The following is a 22,762-nucleotide window of genomic DNA, read 5'->3' as shown; positions in this document are numbered from 1 at the left end:
CATGCCCGAAGACACTCCCCCACCCCAGTCGACATCTAAGCGCCCCGCCACACCGGTGGAACACAGCCCGATCGACCCGGTCCCGTCCCCGACTGCAGACCCGCCGCCCGGGCAAGAAGAAAGCGAAGACCGGTTTCTGCGCCGTTTCGTGGTGATCACGGCGACGCTCGTGGCCTCGACTATCGCGATCGGCATCATCTTTATAACCGCGCTGCTGCCCTTCTACAGCGATCAGAACGCGCCGGAGCAGCTGGTTAACTGGGGCGGGATCATCATCGGTTTCTACTTCGGAACGTTCGCCAGCCTGCTCAAGGACTGGTTGTCGTCCAACAAAAGCACAGGAGGTGCAAGATGAGACACATTTTGAGACAGGGCATTCTGGCCGCTTTCCTCTTCCTGATCGGGTTCATGGCCGCTGCGCAACCTCCGGCGCCGCCGCCACCCTGCCCGCCGAACGTGTTGCAGTGCTGATCCGGCTGGTACTGCTACTGGCGCTTTGGGCTCCTGCGACGGCTCTGGCGCAGGCGTGCACCTCCGCCCCGGAGGTGTGCAACCAGATCCTGAGCGCCAAGCAGGACAACGATGCCGGTGCCCCAAAGGACGCGCTGGACCATTTGCGCAAGGCGCAGGAAACGGCCGGGATCGACACCCAGTGGGTGGTCTACCTGCTGGGACAGAAGGCGACTGCATATTCCCAGAGCGGTAATTCCGAGCAATCGCTCGCAGCTATCGCCTCAGCGCTTGAATTCCGACCGAATGATGTTTGGCTGCTGCTGCAATCCTGCCGTTTGCATGCGGCGAGCAGTTTTCTCGCCAAGGCGCAGCGCGATTGTGCACGGGTGCGCACCCTAATGCGCCGGACGAAGGACAAGGACCTGCAAGCCGTCCAGATGGCTCATCTCGTCCATGCAGAAGCGCAGCTTGCACTGATCATGCGCTACCCGGACCTGGCGCTGGAGAAGTTGGAGTCGCTGGATGGCAGCGGGATCCCGCTCCGGTTCATCGACGATTTGCGGGCGTCTGCCCTGTCGATGCTGGGGGATCATGCGGCGGCCAAACAGGCACTGGACCGGGTGCTGGCCCTCGCCACCGACGAGCCGGAGGCATCGCGCGCCGCCCTCTACCAGCGGCGTGGGTTCGAGCAGATCGCCCTCGGCACCGTGGACGCGGGGCTCGTCGATCTTGAGACCGCCGTCGCGACTGCGCGAGAGGTCGACGACACCGTGCCGGACAGGGACAGTGCCCTTGCGCAGTACCTCTACGGGCTGTGTGCGGTACATTTGCAACGGGAGGCAGCCGAGGCCGCGCTTGAGTGGTGCGGCGCTCTGTCGGAGACGGAGACCGGGCAGACCAGCCACGTCTTTCTCGATGCCTACGGGTTGGCGCAGATGCGCAACGGACTCTACGAGGCGGCGGCGGAGACATTCGCTAAGGCGCTAGACCTCGTCCCGCGCAGCACACAGAGCTACCGTCACCTGCAACAAAGCGTCCGCCTGGCGCAGGACTCGGGCTTGCCGCTGGTGCTGGACGACTATGTCGACGACCGGGTGCGATTGTTGCAGCCCAACTGATCGTGACCCGCGTAGCGGCCCCGCGACAATGTCAGTGGTTGATCCGGTATTCCATGACCAGTCCACACATTTCAGACAGAGACTTGGTTGATCGAACTCAACGTCTCTGGTCGAGCGTATTAGCCATTTCACGGTGCTTCCGAAAACCCGAAAAAGCGTACAAAGACGATCCAGGGTAAAATCGTGAAGGCCGTGCGCGCTCTGCCCCATCTGGCGCGCAGGTCCATCACATGCGATCTCGGCACCGAGTTTGTCAGTTGGCCACACCTGCAGTCTGAGATCGACACTTGGACGTGGTTTTGTGATCCATCTTTGACTTGGCAGAATGGCACCGTCGGAAACACAAACCGACGGGTCCGAAGATAGCGCCTCCGCAAGCGCGACATCCGGACGGTCTCAGACCATGAATTGAAAATGACCTGTGACCGCCCCAACGCGACACCCGGGAAATGCCTCGGACGGAAGATGCGAGCCGCGGTCTTCTGCGAAAAGGTGGTGGAAGAAGTCGACCCGTGCCCCTGCCCTAAACCCGAGCACGAGTCGCGTTTCAAGTATGTCCAATAGGCTATTCGGCTCTTCGCGACACTTCGTTGAACTCTTTGTCGAGCTTGATGTCGAATTGGTTGCCACCTTTGCAAATCACGTCATCCAAGTCGTAGCCATCGTCTTCGACCTCGATGTCATCGGCATCCATCTGGCATTCCATCTCTGCCAGCATCGCCATGATCTTCATCTCGGTGGCCTCATCGACCTCGCTCGCAAAACCCGTGCTTGCCACGACCATGGCCGCGGTGAAGGCTAGGATCGGTTTCATGTGAAGCTCCTTGGTTGGTTACTGAATGGACAAGGTGACGGACTGGCTTTCCCCGGTGGATCCGGGAATGCGCAGCACATGGCGGCCAGGCTTGATCGCGATGAACGACAGCTCGGCGACCCCGGCCTTGTCGAACTCGATCGAGTCGATGGCCATGGGGCGGATCTCGATCTGATTGATGACGATCTCGTTCATCCAGATCGCCCGGAAAAAGCTGGGTCCTTCGATCGCCAGCTCGGCAGAACCGTCGGCGGTGATCTCGAGCTTGTAATAGGCTCCGGACTCGAGCACCACGTCCTCGCCAAGGGGCTTGCCCGAAGCGAGGGTCAACTGGATCGTCTCGCCCCGATTGCAGCTGGCCAGCAATCCGGCAAATCCCAGATCGTCACACAGCGGCGCCGCAGCCAATGGCCCCCCGAAACAGGTAAGAGCGGCTGCGCATATGAGGTGTCTCATCGGTTATCCTTTCTTTGGGGCACGGCAGACCCGTCGCAGGGCAATGGACTTAGTTGACGGTCACGACGCCCCATGGCTGTTGCCCAACCTGGATGGAGCGGATGGCGCGTTCCTTTTCCACGTCGATCACTGTGATGTCGTTGGAATTGCCATTGGTGGTCAGCAGGTATTTTTCATCGGGCGTGAAATCGAGCTGCCAGACCCGCTGACCCACGAGGATGTAGTCGAGCACTTCGAGGCTGCGCGCGTCGACCACAGCGACCCTGTTCGCAGGTCCGAGCGCCACGAAGAGACGTGAGCCATCCTTGGTCACCCGCGCGCCCACCGGTTGCAGCCATTCGGGCTGAAGCCCGGCCACTTCGAAGCTGATCTTGCCCACAACCGTCGGCGCTCCGTCTTCATCGATATCCATGACCGAGACTGTCCCGCCGATCTCGGAGGTGACGAAGAGCCGGGTGCCGTCGCTGGTGTAGTGGGCGTAGCGCGGGCGCTGATCCACCAAGATATTGTGTTTGATCTTGTAGTCCTCGGTCGAGATGAAATGCGCCATGTTGGTGGTTTCGGAGGTGTTGACCACCCATTTGGCATCCGGGCTCATGCCCATGCCCTCTGGCTCCACGCCGACGGGCACCTCGGCCAGCACCATACGTGTCTCGGTATCGGTAACGGTAACCAGATTGTCGTCCTCGTTCGCGATGTAGAGCCGCTTGCCTGAAGGTTCGAGAATGAACAGCTCCGGATCCGGGCCGGACGGCAGGCTCGGCAATTCCTCGTATGTGGTGGCGTCGAATACGCGGATCAGGTTGTCGTCCGACGCGCAAACATAGATCACCTTTTCATCCGGGCTGACGGTGATGCCACGGGGACGGTTTCCCGCGAAAAACTCGGTCTCGACCTCCCACGTGTCGGTATTCACTACAGTGATCGTGTTCCCACGTTCATTCGAGACGAAGGCTCTGCCGGCAAGGCCCTGCGCTGTGCCCAGCGCCAGAATGGCGACGGAAAGAAGGATCGTTTTCATGGGGCCCTCCATGGGTTCAAAGGCGGTTCATTTGAAAGCGGAGCAAGCCGATTCCGGCTCGTCCAGGCCGAGTGTGTCGAGGGCCGAGTGCTGGTGCAGAAAGCCGTCCTGGGGGCTGACGCTGACGGTGATGCTGCCGTCGTGGAGCAGGATCGGCTGACGCAGCTGGCCGTTCCAGTCGCGGAAAGTCACTTTCTGGCCCTTGAAGGCGGCAAGCTCGAAAGCGTCCGAAATGGCGTAGTCGCGCAATTCCATGGGATTGGCCGTATTGGCACGGGTCACGGCTTCGCCGACCACCCGCAAAGCGAGCCAAACGTTGTAGTCTTCGGGCTTGGCATAGCGCCCGGCCAGTGCCTCGAAGCGGGTCTGGAACTGCGTGGCGCCATAGGCTTCATGCGCTCCGTGAAACGTGGTTGGCACCAGCCCGCCCGAGCCAGCCACAGGGCGCGGCGTCCAGAGGTGATAACTGAGATAGCGTGCGAAGTAGTCGGTCTCATCGGCGGCGACGAGCACGTCATGGCCCGCAGCGCCTTGGGTGAAGTTCGGCAACTGCCGCTGAACCAGGACGTGGCCAGAATCCGTCCTGCGGGACCCGCCCGAGTACTCGAGCACACGTTCCTCGGTGATGCGCGCGCCAAACTTGCGGGCCGAGAACCGGTAAGAGTCGGCCAAGGCGACATCGGCTGGGTTTGAGCCCGAAATCAGGAACCAGTTCTTCCACTGCTTCCAGACCAGAAACTGCGCCACTGCATCCGTGTTCATTCTGCGGCTCGGGGCCGTGTGAAGCAAGTTTCCGCGGCATTGATCATCCCGCAGCGCCATGTCCGGAGCGAGGGCGTTGAACACGAGTGCTCCGGCTTCTGCGGCGCGATCCGTCAGACGTAAAAGGTCCTCAAACCGGGCCAGAATGACGATGATATCCACGCCCTCGGCCAGCAACGCCTCAAGCGCCTCTCCTGCATCTGCGGCCGTGGTGGCTACGGCGCGCGTCTCGTAGGTATGGCCCAGAAAACTGCCGGTTGTCCCGTTATCTTCGTCAGCGAGTGCCGCGCCGGCAAAGCCCAGATCCTCCGGCCGAAGGTCATACCGGCTGATCGGGAGCAGGGTCTGATAATCGACCCTCAAGACGGCAGCCCGTACGTCAATGGCCAACGCAACCGGAGCAGATGCCAGCAAGCTGAAGGCGGCCAAGAGCGGTGCCAGCAAAAGTCTCACGATGTCCTCCCCTCGCCCGACACTTCGAAGCACCAGGTTTCTTCTTGCCCTGGTTTCTCGGGTCCGAACGGTCCCAGGCCGATACCTTTGGCGTGGTTGCCTTCAAAGCTTAACAGTCAGATCCTCACACGTAACTCTTATTTTTTAAGAACAGGGACATGAAAGAGATCCTCTTGGTCACCTTGCTCTGGACGACTAGCGCGGCGGCGCAGGACAAGGTGGCCTTCTTCGGGCTGACCATGCTCGATACGTCCCTGCAAACTGCCGCCTTGGGCCCTGACCCTGCGGAGGCTGCGCGGCTCGAGGCTCTCGAAAAGGTTGTCGCGGAAAGGTTCCAAGCCGAAGGCTATGAGCTGGTTGATCTGGCGCCGGAAAAGGTGGCCATCGACCGAGTCGCCAATCTTGCAAAATGCTATGGCTGTGACACGCGGATCGCTCAACGCTTGGGAGCGGGTTTCTCCCTGGTGGGCGAGGTGCAGAAAGTGTCGAACCTTATTCTGACCATGAACCTTCAGCTGCGCGATGCGAATAGCGGGGATCTGGTCAAAGGTGGCGTCGTCGACATCCGGGGCAACACAGATGACAGCTGGTCCCGCGGCATGCGCTACATCTTGAACAATCGCATTTTCAAGGGCGAAAAATGAGAAAGTGCAACTTCATGCTGGCTTGGGTGACCGCGGTGCTCTTGCCCTGTCTCGCCACGGCCGATGAACTGAGATGCCAGACGGTCAGCCTGACCACGCAGATGGCCGCCGTTCCCGCAGAAGTCTGGGCGGTGCGCGGCAACTGAACAAAAATGCCCTCGCAGCCGACCGTCGTCTCGACCAAGCACCCGAATGGCGATGCCGCGATCGCGGCGGTGACAGGGGCCTTCTGATGGGACTCGACGCGGTGACGGAGCGCTTTGGTGCCCCCGGGTTCTGACCTGTTTGCGGCTCGGTGCCCCGCCACCGCACCAGTGGCGACGCGCAGTGTTGCATTTGCGACTTGCAAAAAACGGAAATCTGATCCCGGTGATCGATATCGACGCAAAAACCTCTGCCGTGCTACCCTCCGTCATTACGTGCGACGGCCCACGCACCATTGGTGCTTTTGTTCTGGGAGGAACGAAATGACCCGCCTGACCCTGACGACTGCCCTTTTGTGCTGTACCGCCCTGCCTGCGCTTGCCGGGGCGGAGGCATGGGATGACATCAGAGCCGCGCTTTATGGAGACCGCTTGTTGCTGGACGGTGCCAAGGTCATCGCCATCGATGCCCCCTACCGCACTCCGGACGACGCCCGCACGGATCTCGCAGCTCAGATCATTCCGCCCTTGGGAACCGAGGTATCGAAGGTTTGGGTCGTGCTCGACGAGAACCCCATGCCCGTCTCTGCCGTGTTCGAGCTCAAGGACCCGCAGCCGAGCTTCTTCTTTGACGTGACAATGCGCGTGAACGGGCCGACGCCCTTGCATGTTGTAGCCGAAACCAGCGATGGGCGACTCTTCGTGCAAGAGAGTTTCGTGAAGACCTCGGGCACCGGTGCGTGTGCCGCCCCGCCGGGGACCGATCCAATTGCGGCACTGACGTCGCTGGGCGAGATTGATGTCTCTCTTGGCAGTGCGTTGCCCGGCATCGCGGAAGGAGAGTTGATCAGCTTCGCCTCGCGATTGTCGCGCATGGATGTGGATATTTCACACCCGTCCCATTCGGGTATGCAAAGGGACCAGATCTCGCTGCTCTTCATCCCGATGCGCTATGTCGAAAGTGTCGATATCGACCTCGATGAATCCAGGTTCGTCGAGATGACGGGATCAATCTCTCTTTCAGAAAACCCGCGTGTCGGGCTTTCAATACCGAGCAGCTCCCGATCGGTCGACGTCACCATGACCGACACCGACGGCACCGTCAGCAAGCTGCATCAGAAGCTCGCCGGGTACTGACCCGAACACAGGAAAAGACGCCGCCGGGCTCAGAACCCGGCGGGCTCGGCATCAATTGTAGCAAGCGAAGCTGAACTGCGCCGCGCGGCGAAAAACATCACTCACGGTCAGATCGCAGTTATCCGCCATCGCGGTAGTCTGACCGCTTTGCGCAGTACTGAGCGCAAGGCCGTTGACCGCGATCCGTGCGGTCCCATCCGGTTGCACCAACGAGACAAAAACACGCGCGGCCCCGTCGCCCAGAATGGCGGCTTCCCCGGCTCCCAGTTCCGCCGACTGCCAGACGGCATCAGTGCATTCAGCCCCGACCGTTGCATGAGCGCGATCTACTTGCGCAAGCGTCAGGCGGCAGCTTTGCGCGCCAGCCATCACCGTGGCGCGATCGCCGGCGGCCAGAAAAACGTTCTCGCCATTGACCGACAGACGCGCTGCGTCCTCTGTGACTCGAGATGCAAAGACCCGCAGACTGCCATCATTCAGGATCGTGGTCTCACCTGGACTGATCCCTTCTGCGGCGGGCAGTTCATCGCCGCACAGGGCGGAGATCGAGGCGCCGTTGCGGGACAGGCCTTCCAGGGTGATGCGGCAATGCCCATCGCCCGATGCAACGGTGCGCCAGATCCCTTCGCGCAGGGTCTTGCGGTCTCCGTTGATTGAGGCGCGCAGGCTGTTGGTCCCCGGGTCGAGCCGGGAGACGAACACCCGCACGGCGCCATCCGCGAAAAGCGCGGTCTGCCCCGGCATCAGTCCGGGCGCACCCGGTGCCTCCTCTTCGGCAGGTTCGTCTGCCGGTGCGCTGGCCTGCTCGGTGGCAGGCGCCAGGGTCTTTTCAGGCGGGCTTGCGGCCCCCAACGCGGCGACCATTTCGCTTAGATCGCCGGATTGCATCGCCAGTTCTTCGAGGCGTATGCGCAACGCCGCCAGATCCTCTTCGGCCAGCGCACCGGATGCCTGATCCACAAGCGCATCTACTGCACCCTGCAGGTCCGCAAGTCTGCTATCCATGGCGTCTTGTACCTTCACGAGTTCGCCATCGAGGCGGGATTGTACCGCGTTCAACCGGCTCTCGAGATCGGCGACTGCTTCGGTCAACGGCGCGGTCCGCGCATCTAGCAGGGCTGCCGTATCGTCCCCGCCCGAAAGGCCGCGTCCAACGGCAAAAACGAGCAAAATCCCGATTACAGCCCCGAATGCGGCGAATATCTTTTTGTCTTCCAATGTAATTCCCCCCCGTCGCGCGAACCCGGCAAGCGTGCCAGGTTGGACGAATCTCGTTGTGTTTTCGCCCGTCAGCCTACCATTTCAGCCTCATCCGGACTTATTTTTTTGCAGATGTTTTCCCGTCGCGATCTCAGTTCGATTGAGGCTGCGGCTCTTCAGGAGTGATACGCTCCAGCGGATAGTCCCAAAGCACCCAGCCATCGCTGCCCTCTGGCAACCAATGAACCGCAGCATAACCCCAAGCGAGCGCGCGCTTCGCAGCGTTCCAGCTCATCCAGCAATCTTCGAGACAAAACAGCAGGATCGGATGCGTCTTCTCACCCCCGGTGGCCCGCGCGAGGCCATCGCGAAAGTACTGCTCCGTGATCTCGGCCAACGCACCATAGCCCACGTTGGGCAACCATATGGAGCCCGGGATCGAATAGCGCGGCTTGTCCCGCCAGAGCGTACCCTCTGGCAAATTCGCGGGCCTCGGTGCCTGGGGCATCACATCGATGAATACCGTTTCGCCTCCGAGCCAGAGGGCATAAGCAGCTTCCGGTCCCACGACCGCCGCCCCACTCAGCGTTGCCGGAACCGGAGCGCGGTAGTGATCCATTCTGTAGTCTTCGGGCTCCGGCACCGGCTGCGCAGCGGCCGCCAGCGGCAGCCACAGCAGAAGGGCCAGCCCCCGGATCATTGTGGTGGCTCGATCACTTCCTTGCCGAGATCAGTGACCAGCGGCACGCCCGCCTCGAAAAGCACGGCGTTTATTTCGTCCTGATGCCGCCGGATGAGGGAGTTCAGCCTGCGTTGCCAAACCTTTTCGCCCTGGCGGACCCCCATGGTGATCCGAAAGAACAGCCGCGGCGGCAAGGTCTCGTTCACCAGCGGGATCAGTTTGAGGTTGGGGTGGTTCTGTTTGACCAGTGGTCCGCCAATGGGGCCCCAAAGGATCGCGGCGTCAATGTCGCCCGCCTCCAGATCATTGAGCATATCAACGGCAGGGCTCTCGTGGCGACGATCCACCACGAGGTTATAGGCCTTCGCTTTTCCCACAAGCCCGTTGCGTGCCAGATGGGCCGAGGGCGGCGTGCCCGCGACGATCCCGATCCGCCGCCCCTGCAGGGACGGATCATCGAGCGAGGTCACGCCGGCCAGATCGCCCTCGGCGGGAACGATAAGGGAATAGACGGACGTGAAGTAATGATTGGTGTTCAGCACCAGCTCATGGCCCTGTGCATAGCCAATCACCAGATCGCATTTCTTGGCGTTGAGCGTGTTACGCACAAACCCCGTGGCCATGGGATACCATGTGTATTGGACCGGTAATTCCAGCTTCGATCCAACTAACTCCGCCAGCCTGTTCTCGAACCCATCCTCGGTCTTTGCGGACATCGGCAGGTTCGCGGGATCCGCGCAGACCCGCAGGGCGTTTGTCGATACCAGATCAGAGGTTTGGGCCGCGACCCCTCCGGAGGAAATTGCCAGCCCGACCGACAGGGTCACGGTCAATCTGCATAGCACATCAGCCCATGCAGCCATCTTCTTCCTCGCGGATCATGTCGCTCTTGGCTTCCTTTTTGGCGGGGCGACCGCGCGGTACGGCATCCACGGCGCGTGCTTTGAGATACACATAGATATCATCAAGATAGCACATCACGTTCCTGTTGTCGCCGAAATGGGGCATGACGGAGTTGCCAACCGCGCGGCCATTCACCACGACATCGTAGAAGTCGTAATAGCCCATGTGGATGGCGGAATTCTTGATCTTCGGCGCATAGGTCGACCCTTCGCCGTCCGGGCCGTGGCAGACATGACACTCGGCATGATAGCGGCGGAAACCGTTGAACGTCAGCCAGTCGACGGTGCCGTCTTCGGCGATGTTGAAGGTCGGAATATCGTCTTCGGTGAAATAGCGGCCACCCTCGGAATAGGCGACCGGAACTTCCGGATAGTCCCCTTCAGGATCCACATCCTGATCGGACCAGTTTGCCGCGAAAACAACTGTCGCGGTCAGGGCGGCCGTGGCGGCTGCGACTATCGCGAGGGGGGCTGCGGAGCGCATCATCATGCTGGCCTTTCAATTTTAAAGGTTGAAGCTACGTGTTGGCGCATCTCTCAATGCGCCAACACACTAGGCAAACCATTCCAGGTCTCAGTTCGGCAGGGCGAACACGGTCAACTGACCGCCCAGGGCGGTGTAGTCACTCAGGGCAGCATAGCCGCCCACGGCGCCCAGACCGTCATTGGGGTTTGTCAGGCCCGCTGCGAGGCCGATCCCGGCCCAACCGCCGACACCCGACAAGACGCCGACATACTGTCTGCCGTCATGCTCGTAGGTCATCACGTTACCGATGATCCCGGACGGAGTCTTGAAGCGATAGAGCTCCTCGCCCGTGTCCGCGTGCACCGCCTTCAGGTGACCTTCGAGCGTACCGTAGAACACGACGTCGCCAGCCGTTGCCAGCGCACCGGACCAGACAGAGAACTTCTCGGGAATGGACCACAAGATCTCGCCGTTGATATTGTCCCAGGCGATGAAGTTGCCCATGCCCCCATGGCTGTCCGGCGCCGGGTACATCGACAGGGTCGCCCCGACATAGGGCTGGCCTGCGGTATAGCTCACCCGGAAGGGTTCGTAGTCCATGCAGACGTGGTTGGTCGGCACGTAGAACACCTGGGTCTTGGGTGAATAGGCCGCCGGCTGCTGGTCCTTGGTGCCCAGCGCAGCTGGGCAGATGCCGGTGGTGTTGACGTCTTCACCGTTCTGTGCGGTGGAATACTGAGCCACCACCTGCGGACGACCGTAGGTTTCGCTGTTCGGGTCCATATCGACACCGGTAGTCCAGTTCACGACCGGGTCGAACTTCTCGGCCACTAGCAATTCGCCGGTCACACGGTCCATGGTGTACGCCAGGCCGTTACGATCGAAGCGGGTGAGCAGCTTGCGCATCTCGCCGTCGAATTCCTGTTCGGTCAGGATGTTCTCGTTCACACCGTCATAATCCCACTCGTCATGCGGGGTCATCTGGTAGAACCATTTCGCCATACCTGTATCGATATCGCGCGCCATGACCGTCATCGTCCAGCGATTGTCGCCGGGCCGCTGGGCCGGGTTCCAGGTCGAGGGGTTGCCGGTACCGTAGTAGAACAGATTCTCTTCCATGTCCGCTGCGTACCATCCCCAAGTGGTGCCGCCGCCGATCATCCACTGATCGCCCTCCCAGGAATTCAGGCTCGAATTCTCGCCGATCGGCTTGCCCAAGTGGGTGGTGTTTTCCGGATCGACAAGCATGTCGTCATCTGGACCCAGCGAATAGGCCCGCCATACCAGTTCGCCGCTGTTGATGTCATAGGCCGTGACATGACCGCGGACACCGAACTCACCGCCGGAGATGCCGACGATGACCTTGTCCTTGACCGGCAGAACCGTCGCGGTGTTTGTCTCGCCGATTGACGGGTCGCCATTCTGGACTTCCCACAGCACATCGCCCGTGTTGGCATCGAGTGCGACGACCTTGGTGTCGGCCTGGTGCAGGAAGATCTTGCCATCCGCATAGGCCACACCACGGTTCACCGTGTCGCAGCACATCACCGGAATCACATCCGGGTCCTGCTTGGGCTCGTACTTCCAGATGATCTTGCCTTCATTGGACAGATCGAGGGCATAGACGATATTCGGGAACGGCGTGTGCACGTACATCGTATCGCCAATCACCAGAGGCGAGCCTTCATGACCGCGAAGAACGCCGGTCGAGAATGTCCAGGCAACCTGCAGATCCCCCACGTTCTCGGCGTTGATTTCATCCAGTTCGGAGTAACGGTGGTTCTTATAGTCGCCAGTCTGGATCGCCCATTGTTTCGAGTCGTCCATTTGAGTGATCAAGTCGTCATTTGCATACGCAACAGTGGCGGCACAAAGGGCAATTCCTGATGTCAGAAGCGAAAACCTTCTCATCAATATTCCTCCCAAAAGAAGCGGCGGTCTCGCCGCGAAAGCGATGCTCGCCCCGTCCCTGGGCCGACCATCTTGGCGTTTTCTGCGGGGACGATGTTCCTCCTCGGCCCTACAGAAGGTTTCGGCCTTACATCCCTTCCACCCAGCAGGTGGCGAGATAGGCAATCATGTTCTTGCGGTCCTCTTTCTTCCGAAGACCCGCAAAGGCTATCATTGTGCCTTTTTCGAAGTTCTTGGGTTTGGCAAGAAACGCCGCAAATTTTTCTGTGCTCCTGATTGTGCCTTCGGCATTCAGAACCACAAACGCGTCGGAATACGAGAACCCCTCGATCGAACCGACTGCGCGGTCGACCGCACCGTTGAGCCGGGGACTGGCTCTGCTTTCGGCATCGACGCTTACTTGGTGATACGCCTTGCCGGTACGGAAAACCTTCTCGCCGGCGGCAGCGTCTACGGTGATATCGCCAGCCGCCATAGCCAAGACAGGCAGTGTCACGAGACAAGTCGCTGCGGCGAGGATGCGGTTCATGGTCTCCCTTCCGGTTTCCTCAGTTCAGACGTGCGGCATGCCACTCGACGTGGTCCTGCGCGAAGGTACTCACAAAGAAATAACTGTGGTCATAACCCGCCTGCATACGAACCTGACCGGGTTGGCGGCGGGCAATCATGGCCTCTGCCAGAGCCTCTGGCTTCAAGAGGTCCAGAAACTGATCCGACGCCCCCTGATCCACCAGCAAATCGCCCTTCCATCCATGTTCCTTGAGCAGGATCGTCGAATCGTGCGCCGACCAAGCCGCCTCGTCATCACCCAGATAAGCGCTAAGCTGCTTTCGTCCCCAATCGGACTGAGTCGGGTGCGAAATCGGTGCGAAGGCGGACAGCGACGTGAACATGTCAGGGTTACGCAGGGCCATGGTAATCGCTCCATGCCCCCCCATCGAATGCCCGGTAATTCCGTGGCGGTCCTGCACCGGCAGGGTTTCCAAGACAATACCACGTAATTCCTGCAGGACATAGTCATACATCTGGAAATGGGGCTTCCACGGATCGCGAGTGGCATTCACGTAAAACCCCGCCCCCTGCCCCAGATCATAGGCGTCGTCATCGGCTACCCCATCGCCTCGCGGCGATGTGTCGGGAAACACCACGGCGATACCGTTCTTGGCCGCGTGCTCCTGAAACCCACCTTTGACCATGGCGTTTTCATGGGTGCACGTGAGTCCCGATAGGTACCAGAGAACCGGCACCGGACCTTCCGAAATCTGCGGCGGCAAGTAGGCGGCAAATGTCATATCGCAGTTGCATGTGCTGGACCGATGCGAAAACACCTTCTGCGTTCCGCCAAAGCTCCGGTTCTCTGCCACCAGGTCGACCACCCCTCAGAACTCCACGACTGCGCGGATGGATTCGCCTTTGTGCATCAGGTCGAAGCCGTGATTGATCTCGTCCAGGGTCAGCTTGTGCGTGATCATCGGGTCGATCTCGATCTTGCCGTCCATGTACCAGTCCACGATCTTCGGCACATCCGTCCGACCCCGCGCGCCGCCAAAAGCGGTGCCGCGCCAGACCCGGCCCGTGACCAGCTGGAAAGGCCGCGTCGCGATCTCGGCGCCAGCCGGGGCCACGCCGATGATGATGCTCTCGCCCCAGCCCTTGTGCGCGGATTCGAGGGCCGCGCGCATCACCTGTACGTTGCCCGTGGCGTCGAAGGTATAGTCAGCCCCACCGCCGGTCAGATCGACCAGATGCGCCACCAGGTCGCCCTCGACCTTGGCGGGATTCACGAAATCGGTCATCCCGAAATGGCGGGCCATCTCGATCTTGCCATCGTTCAGGTCCACACCGACGATCTGATCCGCACCGGCAAGACGAAGGCCCTGGATCACGTTGAGGCCAATACCACCGAGGCCGAACACGATCCCGCGTGAGCCGATCTCGACCTTGGCGGTGTTTATCACTGCACCGATGCCGGTGGTCACGCCGCAGCCGATATAGCAGATCTTGTCGAAGGGCGCGTCCTTGCGGACCTTGGCCAGTGCAATTTCAGGCACCACCGTATGGTTCGAGAAGGTCGAGCAGCCCATGTAGTGATAAATTGGAGTGCCATCGAGCATAGAAAACCGGGTGGTAGCATCAGGCAACAAGCCCTGTCCCTGCGTCGCCCGAACCTTCTGGCAGAGGTTGGTCTTGGGGTTCAGGCAGTATTCGCACTCCCGGCATTCCGGGGTGTAAAGCGGGATCACATGGTCGCCGACCTCTAGACTGGTGACACCCTCGCCGACCTCGATGACGATACCCGCGCCCTCGTGGCCGAGAATGGCCGGAAAGATGCCCTCGGGATCGTCGCCGGACCGGGTGAACTCGTCGGTATGGCACAAGCCAGTCGCCTTGACTTCGACCAGAACCTCACCGGCCTTGGGACCGTCCAGGTTTACTTCCATCACTTCCAGTGGCTGACCAGCAGCAACTGCCACAGCTGCGCGCGTTCGCATTCAATTTCCTCCCACTGACCATGATGGTGCGAAGCCACCATGATCGTATCCCGACTATGGGCGCGCGAGGTTCGTTGCATCAATTAAGACAATGGTGGGTATTCGGATGATTGGACAGGTGAAACCCGGTTAGTCATACTGCACCAACACCTGAACAAGGATGTCACATGCTTAGACCTCTGGCCGTTGCACTTGCGATTCTGCTCCCGTCTCTTCCGGCGCTGGCGGCGGATTACTCCGATCCGACATGGCCGTGCGTTCAACGAAAGGTCGAGAACCTGTCACCCGGTCTGATGTGGGCGTTCCCCCTCGACCCAACGACGGTTACCCCGGACAAGGCGCGGGACGCGGATGTCGCGGAACTGGCCGGATACCTCGGTCTGCGGCGCGTGACGCTGGAGGAACTGGAACCTCGTGTGGCGGCGTTCGCCCAGGCCTATAACGGGGATACCGAAACCCTTGGCCTTGTGTTCCATGACGTGTTCGACAACCTTTCAAAGCGGCGCAGCCGTATCATCTCGGGGATCGAGGACTTCTCATTGAGCCAGATCGCGCTAGCAGAGAAGATCGATGGCAATCGGCTAGCGATGGATGCCGAGATGGCGAAAGACGCACCGAACTTCGATGTGATCGACGCCCTCGAAGAAACGATCGACTGGGACCAGATCATCTACACGGACCGCCAGCGCAACATCACCTACCTGTGTGAAACGCCCACCTTGCTTGAGCGGCGGCTCTTTGGGATCGCCCAGATGTTGCAGCGCGTCGCGGTCGTCGACTAGGGTTGCTCGCGCTGCGGGGTTGCGCTCACTCCCATTCAAGCTCAGTGAACGCCACGGTTGCGTTGCGCGGGTTGTAGGCCTCGAAAAGCTCCCAGTACTCTTGTTCTTCAGCTGCGATCCGTGCGACCGCTTCGCCCAGTCGCTCCCCCGCATCCAGCGCCCGCCGCGTATCGCGTTCTAGAACACCGAGATACCGCGCCATGTCGGCCGCTCCTACTGGCCACTCCAACAGGGGGCCGCCATGGCCCGGCACCACTCCGGTAATCTCGCGCTGCGCCAGTTCGGCGATGACTGCGCGCCATCCCAGCAGACTTCCGTCCAAGGCGGGTGTATGCCGATCAAAGACCAGGTCCCCGGCAAACAGAATGCCGCTCTCTCGATCCAGCACTGTCAAATCGGTGCCCGTATGGGACGTGGGCCAGGTCTCCAACTCCAGGACGCGCCCACCCAGGTCAATCTCTGCGGTTGTCTCGACAAAATCGTCCAGCAAGGTCACTTCGGTACCCAGCATCGTCTCAGCCCCAATCAACCGCGCAAGGCTTGCGAGATAGTTGGCCTGCCGGTCGATCAGTGCCCGGGGCAGATCCCGGTGCCCCACTGCCAGCGCCCCCCCTTCGACGAGAACCGATGCCCCGAAGACATGGTCGGGATGCATATGGGTCAGGATGACATGACTGACCGGCTTGTCGGTCACTGCCCGGATCGCGCGCCAGGTCGCCTCGCCCATCCAGCGCGCTGTGCCGCTGTCAATCACGACGACGCTGCGCTCTCCGACCACGAAGCCCAAGTTCGACACATCGCCCCGGTTGTTCATGTCAGGTTCTGCAACAGCGCCACGATGGACGAAAACACCCTCTGCCACCTCGGCCATCTCAAATGTAGTCCCCGTCGGGGCACACTGCGGCGCACCTCTGGCGACCAGTCCTGCAATGTGCAGGTTGGGCGGGGATTGCCCCAACCGCGCAACGCACGCGGAAGCACTTGCTGCCTCGAAACCGGGCAGAAGATGGTCGCGACAAGGGCCTGACTCAAGGGAAAGACAAAGGGTAACGATCGCTTCGAACACCGGGTCTTCCTCCTGCAGCACTGTAACACGGGATTGTGACAGCCGTCGCGCGCGGGGATCGTATGTCATTCTGCATGTTTTTATGGCATGTATGTCAAGCTTGGACCCGGGAGGAAGAGATCATGGCCAAGAAGTTTGTTTGCGCCGTCGCTGTGGCGACTTTGACCGCGGGGTGGGCCTGGGCCGGCGAAACAGTTCAGAATCCACTGACAGCAAGTGCCACTTGGGAAGATCTGCGCGAAGATGTATTGGGCGATGTCGCCCTGATGTCGGCGGACGGGATCTTGTCGATGGACGCGCCCTACCGCGCCCATGACGCGGCCACCGTGCCGATCCAGCTCAAGCAGACCGACCCTTCGACCCGAATCCACGCCGCGACGGTGGTTGTGGATGAAAATCCCGCCCCGGTCGCCGGCCTCTTCACCTTCGGCGAGGGCATGGGCACGCTGGATTTCGAGCTGCGGGTTCGTGTCGATCAATACTCCAACGTGCGTGTGATTGCGGAAACTGCGGACGGGTTCCACATGACGGGCCGCTACGTGAAGGCCTCCGGGGGATGCTCGGCACCGGCAACCAAGGACGCGGCCGCCGCACTGGCAAATATGGGACAGATGAAACTGAAGTCCTTCGACAGCAACGTGCAGATGTCGATGCCGCGGCGCGAGGCCCAGATCATGATCCGCCACCCCAACTATTCGGGACTGCAGCGCGATCAGATCACACAGCTCTTCATTCCCGCCCATTTCATCGATCATCTCGAAGTGTGGCAGGGCGACGAGATGCTCTTCTCGATGGAAGGGGGTATCTCGATTTCCGAGAACCCGGTCTTCCGCTTCGGCTATGACGACAACGGGGCCGAGGATTTGACGGTCAAAGCCACTGACACCGATGGCAACAGTTTCGAAGCGCGGTTGCCCAAAAAAGTCACCAGCTAGGATCGACCAGTTCCGAGATGCAAAAGCCGCCGCCCCGCCAGGGGAGCGGCGACTTTTCATCTGTCAGAAACAGATCACCTCGGCTTCAGCCTGGGCTCTGCGCAGTTCGGCAACGATGTTCTCGGCCATGGCCGCGCTCTGAAAAAACGACATCCGCTCTCCACCAACCCGGCGCATCGACAGAACCGTCTCCGCCGCAAGATAGTCTTCGTAGGACAGGATCGCAGCGATCTCGTCGATCGAGCAGGAACAGCGATCCAGCATCTCGCGCGTCTGACCGTTGGCGACCATGCAGGCAAAGACGTAATCCGCCCTAGCCGCAGTGGGGAAATCGTTCAGACGCTCGGCGACCGTGTCCGCGTGCGCGACGGCAGGTATCGCCATCAAGGCGGCAAGAAGGGCAAGTTGTTTCATCGCGCCACGTCGAGCCGTTCAAAGTCGAGGGTGTTGCTGTAAACCTCGCCGTTGGAGGCCTTGGCCTCCATGCTCATGTACCAGCCCGGCACCGCCTCCGACATGGTGACCTGCAATTCCAGATCGCCGAAACCGCGCATCCGGTCCACATTGGGATCACCTTCGAAAGGCAGCATCCGGATTGTGCTGGTCTCAACGGTCTTGCCGTCAATGATCGCCTCTCCGGCTATGATCTCCGAGGGTTCGACCAGCGCCTCCTTGACCCGGTTTCGAATGTAGAACGGGCTTCCCCCAGCCGTCTCTGCCATGTCACGTACCACGGTTTCATAAAAATACATGATCATTGGGTTGCCCACGCTGGCCGGAAAGGTTCCGAGGGTACGGTACTTGCCATCCTGCCGGAACTCCAGCAGGGCCATCACGGCCTCGCCCTCGCGGAAGCTCAGTGCGATATCTCCGGTATCGCGCTCTGCCGCTTCGGGTTTCAGGCTGTTCTTGACCGTTCGGCGATAGACCAACTCCGAACTCCGGGAAATTGTGTCGAGGGTCCCTTGCCGGAACAGCAAGTCATAGGTCTTCTCCCCTTCCAGCGGCGCAGCCAGCGCAGGTGCGGCGCAGAGCCACGCGCCGATCGTCAGGCTCATCAGGATAGTTCTCATCTTCTTCCTCCCCTTGCCGCCACTTTGCGGGCCTCACAACCCGCTGTCACCGCCGACCTTTGTCTGTAATTGGGTTCGCAGGTGTGACCGCCCGTGCTCGACGCTTGCAGCGTGTCGCTGGATCTTCCAGTCAATGAGCGGACGCAACCGGCTGAGCGCGGCGGGTTTCGTCATTACCGTCAGGTCATTTTCGATCCCGAGACGCCGGACCAGATCACTGCGATCCGCGGTTATCATGATTGCCGGCACATCGCTGCCAGTGAGCGAACGGATGGCGGAAATGGCGGAGATCCCAGTATCCGGCCCGTCGAGTTGGTAGTCCGCAAGAATAATATCCGGCGGGATGCCCATGTCATTCACATGGGCGAGAGCTTCTTCAGTCGAGCGGGCAGCGAGGACACTGGCCCCCCATTGTTCCAGCCACTGGGTCGTACCATAGAGCACGTCCTCGTCATTCTCGATCACCATGACGATGTGGTCGATCGGTTGCCCCCCATCATCGGCAGCGGCGCTCTGGGTCTTGCGCCGGATCGGGACGCCATCGACCAATGCAATTTTCATTCGAAAGACCGACCCACACCCGGGCTTGGAGCGGACCGAGAGCTCGTGTCCGAGCAGGCGACAGGCTCTGTCCACGATCGAAAGGCCCAGCCCGACGCCCGAGCCCAGTTGCACGTCGTCGCCGCGCGTGAACTCTTCGAATATCCGGGCTTGATCCTTCTTGGCGATGCCCACGCCGGTATCCCAGACCTCCAACACCACATGACCGCCCTTGCGACGCCCACCAACAAGAACACGCCCGCCCGGCTCGGTATACTGCACCGCATTCACAACCAGGTTCTGGATCGACCGCATCAGGTAAACCGGATCAGAACGCACAAAGAGTGAGCACGGTACCACCGTCAACCTCACTCCCTTGCGCGCGGCCAGAGGGGACTGGTCATCCCGTACGCTTTCCATCAGCGCGCCTAGATCGACCGCCATAAGCGAGACCGCTTCCGGATCGGCGCTTTCCAGCCGTGAAATATCAAGCAATGAATGCAACAGGTTCTCCGCCGAAGAGAACGCACCTTTCAGCCGTTTGACCATGGGCTGAAAACTGGTCTCTCGGGTGGCTTCCTGTAGAGTTGAGATCAAGAGCTTGGCAGCGTTGATCGGTTGCAGGAGATCGTGACTGGCCGCAGCAAGAAAGCGGGTCTTCGACGACACCGCAGCCTCGGCTCGCTCCTTTGACAGGCGAAGCTCTTCCTCGACCCGTGCTTTCTGCTCGTATTCCGCGGTCAGACGTGCATTGGCCCGCGTCAGCTCTGCGGTGCGGGCCGCCACGCGGTTCTCCAGCAGTTCCGTGGTCTGAGTTTCCAATGTCACGTCTTTGAGTTCGACCAGAAATCCGCCATCGGGCAGAACATTGGCATGGACATCAAGCACCCGGTTCGAGCCGTGGCTCACTCGGCGCACCAGTGCCCCTTTGCGCCGCAACTCGTCGCGCCAGGCATCAACATGAAGCCAAGCATCTTCCGAAATCAGCGCTCGAGTGCGGAGAAAATCCAGCAGCGTGCTCAGTGGCGTACCTGCTTGCAGCAGCGTAAGCGGCACGCCCAAAATCTCGCGGAACCGGGCATTCTGCATCATCACCTCGCCCTCTGCCGAAAACGAACAGACGCCTGACCCCATGTTCTGAAACACCGCGGCAAGGTAATCGGCCTGACGGTCAATCAGATGCTCCTTCTCCCGCCGATTGCGCCGCACCAGCGCAGTGATCTCTGTCATCAACACAACGGTATTTTCCACCGAGGTCTGTTGAATACTGAGTTGGTACCAGCGATCGTCGGACAACTCGACCATCAGTGCCGTGGTCGCGCCGGCGGACTGGCGCACCTTCAGGGTTTGGCGAAGTACCGAGAGTTTGCGATCCGTCGAGACAACGCGTTCGCTGACCTCCACGAGTTCCAGGTACCGGGAAAGCGAAAGACCCGGTACGAACTTGTGCGAAATATCCGGGAGCAATCCACGGAAGAGGTCGTTGCAGATGTTCAGGCGGTCGTCAGAGAAAAGCGCCACTCCCTCCCCCATCGAGGACAGCGCTTCGACCAGGGTTTTTCGCGTCCGCTCGCGCTCGGTCCTCACAGTCTCCAGTTCCAAGCTCTGAGCAGCAACCTGGCGTTGCAAGTCGATAGCCGACTGGAAGGATCGGTAAGCCGATGGGCTGATGTCGCTCTGCCGATTGGCGCGGCGGACAAGGGCATCGATGATACGTGCCTGCTTTTCGATTTGCACCAGCGGCGGATCTGACGGATCGACCATGCTCATATGATATAGCCCTGATCCGACTTGAAGAAGGCGACGCCCACGAAGGTCTGGTTCATATGGACGCCGCAGTATTGTTCGCCGTATGTATTGTATCCGAACACCCGCGACGAGCACAGGATGTTCGATACCGCCCGTGCCAGTTGCTTTTGCTCGATCTCAAGCTTGCGCAGCACACAGTCAAATCCGAGGATGAAATCGGGCCTCTCGCCACGCCTGTCCCGGCGGCGCAGCCCGGTTTCAAGGGTCTGCAGGATTTCTTGGCCTTTGCCCAGGGTCATGATCAGGCCATCGTCGATCGCTGCCATGAAAGACAACGCCCCCGCATCATCCGCGTCAGAAATCGCGCGGACGTAATGACGGTCGCGATACTGCACAAGCATTGGGTTCTCCGCAAAGACCTTCGGCGATAGGTCTCCAAGCTTGCAGCCGACCAGTCGTGCATATTCCTCTGCTGCCGGCGCGCCATTGATCTCATAGACCTTTCGGGCCTCCGGGTCCGCGCCGGTGATCACCAAGGGCGCGCCGGAAGGCAGGAAATGGTCAAACCCTACTCCCTGAAACTCGAGATCTGTTTCCAGGATCAAGAGAACTGCCGAGTTGCTGTGCGACGCTCCCTTGTGCAAGACGAACGTCTTTTCGAAGCGTAGGGAGTCCCCGGCCGAACCGCCAAAGATGGGTAAATCGCTCAATACGGCCTCGAGGGTGGACACAAGCACATCTTCTTGCTGTGACACCCCGTCTGAGAAGATCAGTCCCAACCGGTTCCAACCCGCTGTGTGCTGAAACTCGTTTTCGTGACGTTGCGCAGTCGTGGCCAGCGCCGTGGGTGAAATTGGATCGAGCGGCGCGAGCATCAAGGATGAACACCGAAAGTGCTTCTTAGGAAAGGCCAATAGCAGCAGCGCTTCAGTTTCGTAGCCCTTGTCCGTGATCTGCCCTGCGGTCGAGCAGCCAAAGACAGGCACCCCGTCCAAGGCAGTGTCGAGCGCAGCTGCCACTTCGTCGCCCGGCATCTCGCCAGGTACGAAAGCAAGCACAAAGCGTGTCTCCGGCAAATTGATCTTGGAGGCCGCATCATCGGCTGCGGCCTGGGGAGCCGTCGCACGAGAGACGGCAACTTGAATGATCGAAGGGTCGGAGAGGTGATCGCGCATTGCACTCCGCTCCTAGCGCCTTAGGAAAGCGCGGGCTTCGGGTTCGTCGCCACGTTGCGCGGCCATGGCTTCTTCCACGACAACCACCGCTTCGGTCCGGTTACGTGCCCCCAATCGCCGCAACAGAGCGGTTATATGTGCCTTTACCGTCGCTTCAGCCAACGACAGCTCATAGGCAATCTCCTTGTTCGGTTTGCCTTTGCAGATGAGGCGCATGATGCGTTGCTGCTGTGGGGTCAACTCGGCCAGCTTCGGGTGATCGAACTCAGCGGCTGGCCCTTCGACACCTTCGGTCTCGGCCTTGCGGAAATCCTTCGGTACGAACGTACCTCCCGCTGCGATCTTCGCCAGTGCGTCGCGCAAACGCGCCGTGGACGTATCTTTTGGCAGAAACCCGGCCGCGCCTTCGTTGAGCAGCGATTGCACCAACTCGACAGAAGCCAGTGAAGATATCACAAGGAACCGGGAGTCTGGCAGGCGGTTACGCAGGGTCTTGAAGCCCGAGACTCCCGTCACGTCCGGCAGCTTGAGATCGAACATCACGAGATCCGGGTCAAAACCGTCCTGGGCAGTTTCCAAAGCTGCATTGAGCGTTTGTGCCTTGCGGATGTCGCACCCTGTGAACATCATCTCGAGGGCGGATTCCAGCGCATCACTGTAAAGTGGATGATCATCCACTATGAGGATCGACGAGACAGGTCGCGCTTCGATCGCCGGATGTGAAGTTTGCATGCTTTCCTCCTACGGGCCTCAACCCTACCTAGAGAACTCTTTGTTTCAACCGCTGC

The 22,762-nt window shown here is 60.3% G+C and carries 25 protein-coding genes and 1 pseudogene; 8 read left to right on the top strand and 18 right to left on the bottom strand.

Annotated elements, in window-relative coordinates; genetic code table 11:
• Nucleotide 1: 1 nt before the first annotated feature.
• The 3 genes and pseudogenes from PVW48_RS11805 to PVW48_RS20130 all read left to right on the top strand — a co-directional run.
• Nucleotides 2–355 (top strand): hypothetical protein, encoded by a 354-nt coding sequence (locus PVW48_RS11805; protein ID WP_274581484.1) that lies wholly within the window; start codon nt 2–4, stop codon nt 353–355.
• Nucleotides 356–464: 109 nt separating this feature from the next.
• The gene (locus tag PVW48_RS11800; protein ID WP_274581483.1) at nt 465–1,571 is read left to right on the top strand and encodes a hypothetical protein; all 1,107 of its coding nucleotides are present in this window, start codon (nt 465–467) and stop codon (nt 1,569–1,571) included.
• A 70-nt stretch (nt 1,572–1,641) separates the two neighbouring features.
• Nucleotides 1,642–2,135, top strand: a pseudogene (locus PVW48_RS20130) (IS30 family transposase); the annotation flags it as partial.
• Between the two features lies 1 nt (nt 2,136).
• Here PVW48_RS20130 and PVW48_RS11795 read toward each other — a convergent pair.
• From PVW48_RS11795 to PVW48_RS11780, 4 genes are read right to left on the bottom strand one after another with little or no spacing between them, the layout of a single operon-like run.
• Nucleotides 2,137–2,385, bottom strand: coding sequence for a PepSY domain-containing protein (locus tag PVW48_RS11795; RefSeq protein ID WP_012177164.1), 249 nt, complete (start codon nt 2,383–2,385; stop codon nt 2,137–2,139).
• An 18-nt stretch (nt 2,386–2,403) separates the two neighbouring features.
• Complete coding sequence (locus tag PVW48_RS11790) at nt 2,404–2,841, bottom strand: hypothetical protein (RefSeq protein ID WP_012177163.1); 438 nt, start codon at nt 2,839–2,841, stop codon at nt 2,404–2,406.
• A 49-nt stretch (nt 2,842–2,890) separates the two neighbouring features.
• Complete coding sequence (locus tag PVW48_RS11785) at nt 2,891–3,862, bottom strand: YVTN family beta-propeller repeat protein (protein ID WP_012177162.1); 972 nt, start codon at nt 3,860–3,862, stop codon at nt 2,891–2,893.
• Nucleotides 3,863–3,889: 27 nt separating this feature from the next.
• Nucleotides 3,890–5,077, bottom strand: a complete 1,188-nt coding sequence (locus PVW48_RS11780) for an ABC transporter substrate-binding protein (protein ID WP_274581482.1) — start codon at nt 5,075–5,077, stop codon at nt 3,890–3,892.
• A gap of 158 nt (nt 5,078–5,235) precedes the next feature.
• Between PVW48_RS11780 and PVW48_RS11775 the strand changes: the two genes are divergently transcribed.
• The 3 genes from PVW48_RS11775 to PVW48_RS11765 all read left to right on the top strand — a co-directional run bounded on the left by PVW48_RS11775 (nt 5,236) and on the right by PVW48_RS11765 (nt 7,001).
• Nucleotides 5,236–5,721, top strand: coding sequence for a DUF3280 domain-containing protein (locus PVW48_RS11775; protein ID WP_274581481.1), 486 nt, complete (start codon nt 5,236–5,238; stop codon nt 5,719–5,721).
• A 14-nt stretch (nt 5,722–5,735) separates the two neighbouring features.
• Complete coding sequence (locus tag PVW48_RS11770; protein WP_274581480.1) at nt 5,736–5,867, top strand: hypothetical protein; 132 nt, start codon at nt 5,736–5,738, stop codon at nt 5,865–5,867.
• Nucleotides 5,868–6,188: 321 nt separating this feature from the next.
• Complete coding sequence (locus PVW48_RS11765; RefSeq protein WP_274581479.1) at nt 6,189–7,001, top strand: quinoprotein dehydrogenase-associated SoxYZ-like carrier; 813 nt, start codon at nt 6,189–6,191, stop codon at nt 6,999–7,001.
• A 51-nt stretch (nt 7,002–7,052) separates the two neighbouring features.
• On the opposite strand, the gene PVW48_RS11760 is transcribed toward PVW48_RS11765, so the two are convergent.
• The 8 genes from PVW48_RS11760 to PVW48_RS11725 all read right to left on the bottom strand — a co-directional run bounded on the left by PVW48_RS11760 (nt 7,053) and on the right by PVW48_RS11725 (nt 14,654).
• Entirely contained in the window at nt 7,053–8,093 is a 1,041-nt protein-coding gene (locus PVW48_RS11760; RefSeq protein ID WP_274581478.1) for a hypothetical protein, read from the bottom strand.
• Nucleotides 8,094–8,352: 259 nt separating this feature from the next.
• Nucleotides 8,353–8,901 carry a PQQ-dependent catabolism-associated CXXCW motif protein gene (locus PVW48_RS11755; RefSeq protein WP_274581477.1) on the bottom strand — a complete coding sequence of 183 codons (549 nt, stop codon included), beginning with the start codon at nt 8,899–8,901 and terminating at the stop codon, nt 8,353–8,355.
• Entirely contained in the window at nt 8,898–9,746 is an 849-nt protein-coding gene (locus tag PVW48_RS11750) for a substrate-binding domain-containing protein (protein ID WP_274581476.1), read from the bottom strand. The genes PVW48_RS11755 and PVW48_RS11750 overlap by 4 nt, the downstream gene beginning before the upstream one ends.
• The gene (locus PVW48_RS11745; protein ID WP_012177155.1) at nt 9,730–10,275 is read right to left on the bottom strand and encodes a c-type cytochrome, methanol metabolism-related; all 546 of its coding nucleotides are present in this window, start codon (nt 10,273–10,275) and stop codon (nt 9,730–9,732) included. The genes PVW48_RS11750 and PVW48_RS11745 overlap by 17 nt, the downstream gene beginning before the upstream one ends.
• Before the next feature lie 84 nt (nt 10,276–10,359).
• Nucleotides 10,360–12,162, bottom strand: a complete 1,803-nt coding sequence (locus PVW48_RS11740; RefSeq protein ID WP_012177154.1) for a methanol/ethanol family PQQ-dependent dehydrogenase — start codon at nt 12,160–12,162, stop codon at nt 10,360–10,362.
• Between the two features lie 127 nt (nt 12,163–12,289).
• Nucleotides 12,290–12,691: a c-type cytochrome gene (locus tag PVW48_RS11735; protein WP_012177153.1), complete on the bottom strand. Its 402-nt coding sequence runs from the start codon at nt 12,689–12,691 to the stop codon at nt 12,290–12,292.
• A 19-nt stretch (nt 12,692–12,710) separates the two neighbouring features.
• Nucleotides 12,711–13,538: an S-formylglutathione hydrolase gene (gene fghA, locus PVW48_RS11730; protein WP_012177152.1), complete on the bottom strand. Its 828-nt coding sequence runs from the start codon at nt 13,536–13,538 to the stop codon at nt 12,711–12,713.
• A 3-nt stretch (nt 13,539–13,541) separates the two neighbouring features.
• Nucleotides 13,542–14,654, bottom strand: coding sequence for an S-(hydroxymethyl)glutathione dehydrogenase/class III alcohol dehydrogenase (locus tag PVW48_RS11725; RefSeq protein ID WP_274581475.1), 1,113 nt, complete (start codon nt 14,652–14,654; stop codon nt 13,542–13,544).
• Between the two features lie 167 nt (nt 14,655–14,821).
• Between PVW48_RS11725 and PVW48_RS11720 the strand changes: the two genes are divergently transcribed.
• Nucleotides 14,822–15,436: a hypothetical protein gene (locus PVW48_RS11720; RefSeq protein ID WP_274581474.1), complete on the top strand. Its 615-nt coding sequence runs from the start codon at nt 14,822–14,824 to the stop codon at nt 15,434–15,436.
• A 25-nt stretch (nt 15,437–15,461) separates the two neighbouring features.
• On the opposite strand, the gene PVW48_RS11715 is transcribed toward PVW48_RS11720, so the two are convergent.
• Complete coding sequence (locus PVW48_RS11715) at nt 15,462–16,307, bottom strand: quinoprotein relay system zinc metallohydrolase 2 (protein ID WP_274581473.1); 846 nt, start codon at nt 16,305–16,307, stop codon at nt 15,462–15,464.
• Nucleotides 16,308–16,624: 317 nt separating this feature from the next.
• On the opposite strand from PVW48_RS11715, the gene PVW48_RS11710 reads away from it, so the two are divergent.
• Nucleotides 16,625–17,437 carry a quinoprotein dehydrogenase-associated SoxYZ-like carrier gene (locus PVW48_RS11710; protein ID WP_274581472.1) on the top strand — a complete coding sequence of 271 codons (813 nt, stop codon included), beginning with the start codon at nt 16,625–16,627 and terminating at the stop codon, nt 17,435–17,437.
• Between the two features lie 63 nt (nt 17,438–17,500).
• Here PVW48_RS11710 and PVW48_RS11705 read toward each other — a convergent pair whose 3' ends face one another.
• From PVW48_RS11705 to PVW48_RS11685, 5 genes are read right to left on the bottom strand one after another with little or no spacing between them, the layout of a single operon-like run.
• Nucleotides 17,501–17,851: a hypothetical protein gene (locus PVW48_RS11705; RefSeq protein WP_012177147.1), complete on the bottom strand. Its 351-nt coding sequence runs from the start codon at nt 17,849–17,851 to the stop codon at nt 17,501–17,503.
• Nucleotides 17,848–18,510: a hypothetical protein gene (locus tag PVW48_RS11700; RefSeq protein ID WP_274581471.1), complete on the bottom strand. Its 663-nt coding sequence runs from the start codon at nt 18,508–18,510 to the stop codon at nt 17,848–17,850. Before PVW48_RS11700 ends, PVW48_RS11705 begins: the two co-directional genes overlap by 4 nt.
• Before the next feature lie 33 nt (nt 18,511–18,543).
• Nucleotides 18,544–20,820 carry a hybrid sensor histidine kinase/response regulator gene (locus PVW48_RS11695; protein ID WP_274581470.1) on the bottom strand — a complete coding sequence of 759 codons (2,277 nt, stop codon included), beginning with the start codon at nt 20,818–20,820 and terminating at the stop codon, nt 18,544–18,546.
• Nucleotides 20,817–21,974 carry an FIST N-terminal domain-containing protein gene (locus PVW48_RS11690; protein ID WP_274581469.1) on the bottom strand — a complete coding sequence of 386 codons (1,158 nt, stop codon included), beginning with the start codon at nt 21,972–21,974 and terminating at the stop codon, nt 20,817–20,819. Before PVW48_RS11690 ends, PVW48_RS11695 begins: the two co-directional genes overlap by 4 nt.
• A 12-nt stretch (nt 21,975–21,986) precedes the next feature.
• Nucleotides 21,987–22,706 carry a response regulator gene (locus tag PVW48_RS11685; protein ID WP_274581468.1) on the bottom strand — a complete coding sequence of 240 codons (720 nt, stop codon included), beginning with the start codon at nt 22,704–22,706 and terminating at the stop codon, nt 21,987–21,989.
• Nucleotides 22,707–22,762: the final 56 nt, after the last annotated feature.

Origin of the sequence: Dinoroseobacter sp. PD6 (assembly GCF_028807315.1) — a bacterium.
Classification (GTDB): domain Bacteria; phylum Pseudomonadota; class Alphaproteobacteria; order Rhodobacterales; family Rhodobacteraceae; genus Dinoroseobacter; species Dinoroseobacter shibae.
Note: the sequence above shows the minus strand (reverse complement) of the source record. Positions and strands in the feature narration are given on the sequence as shown.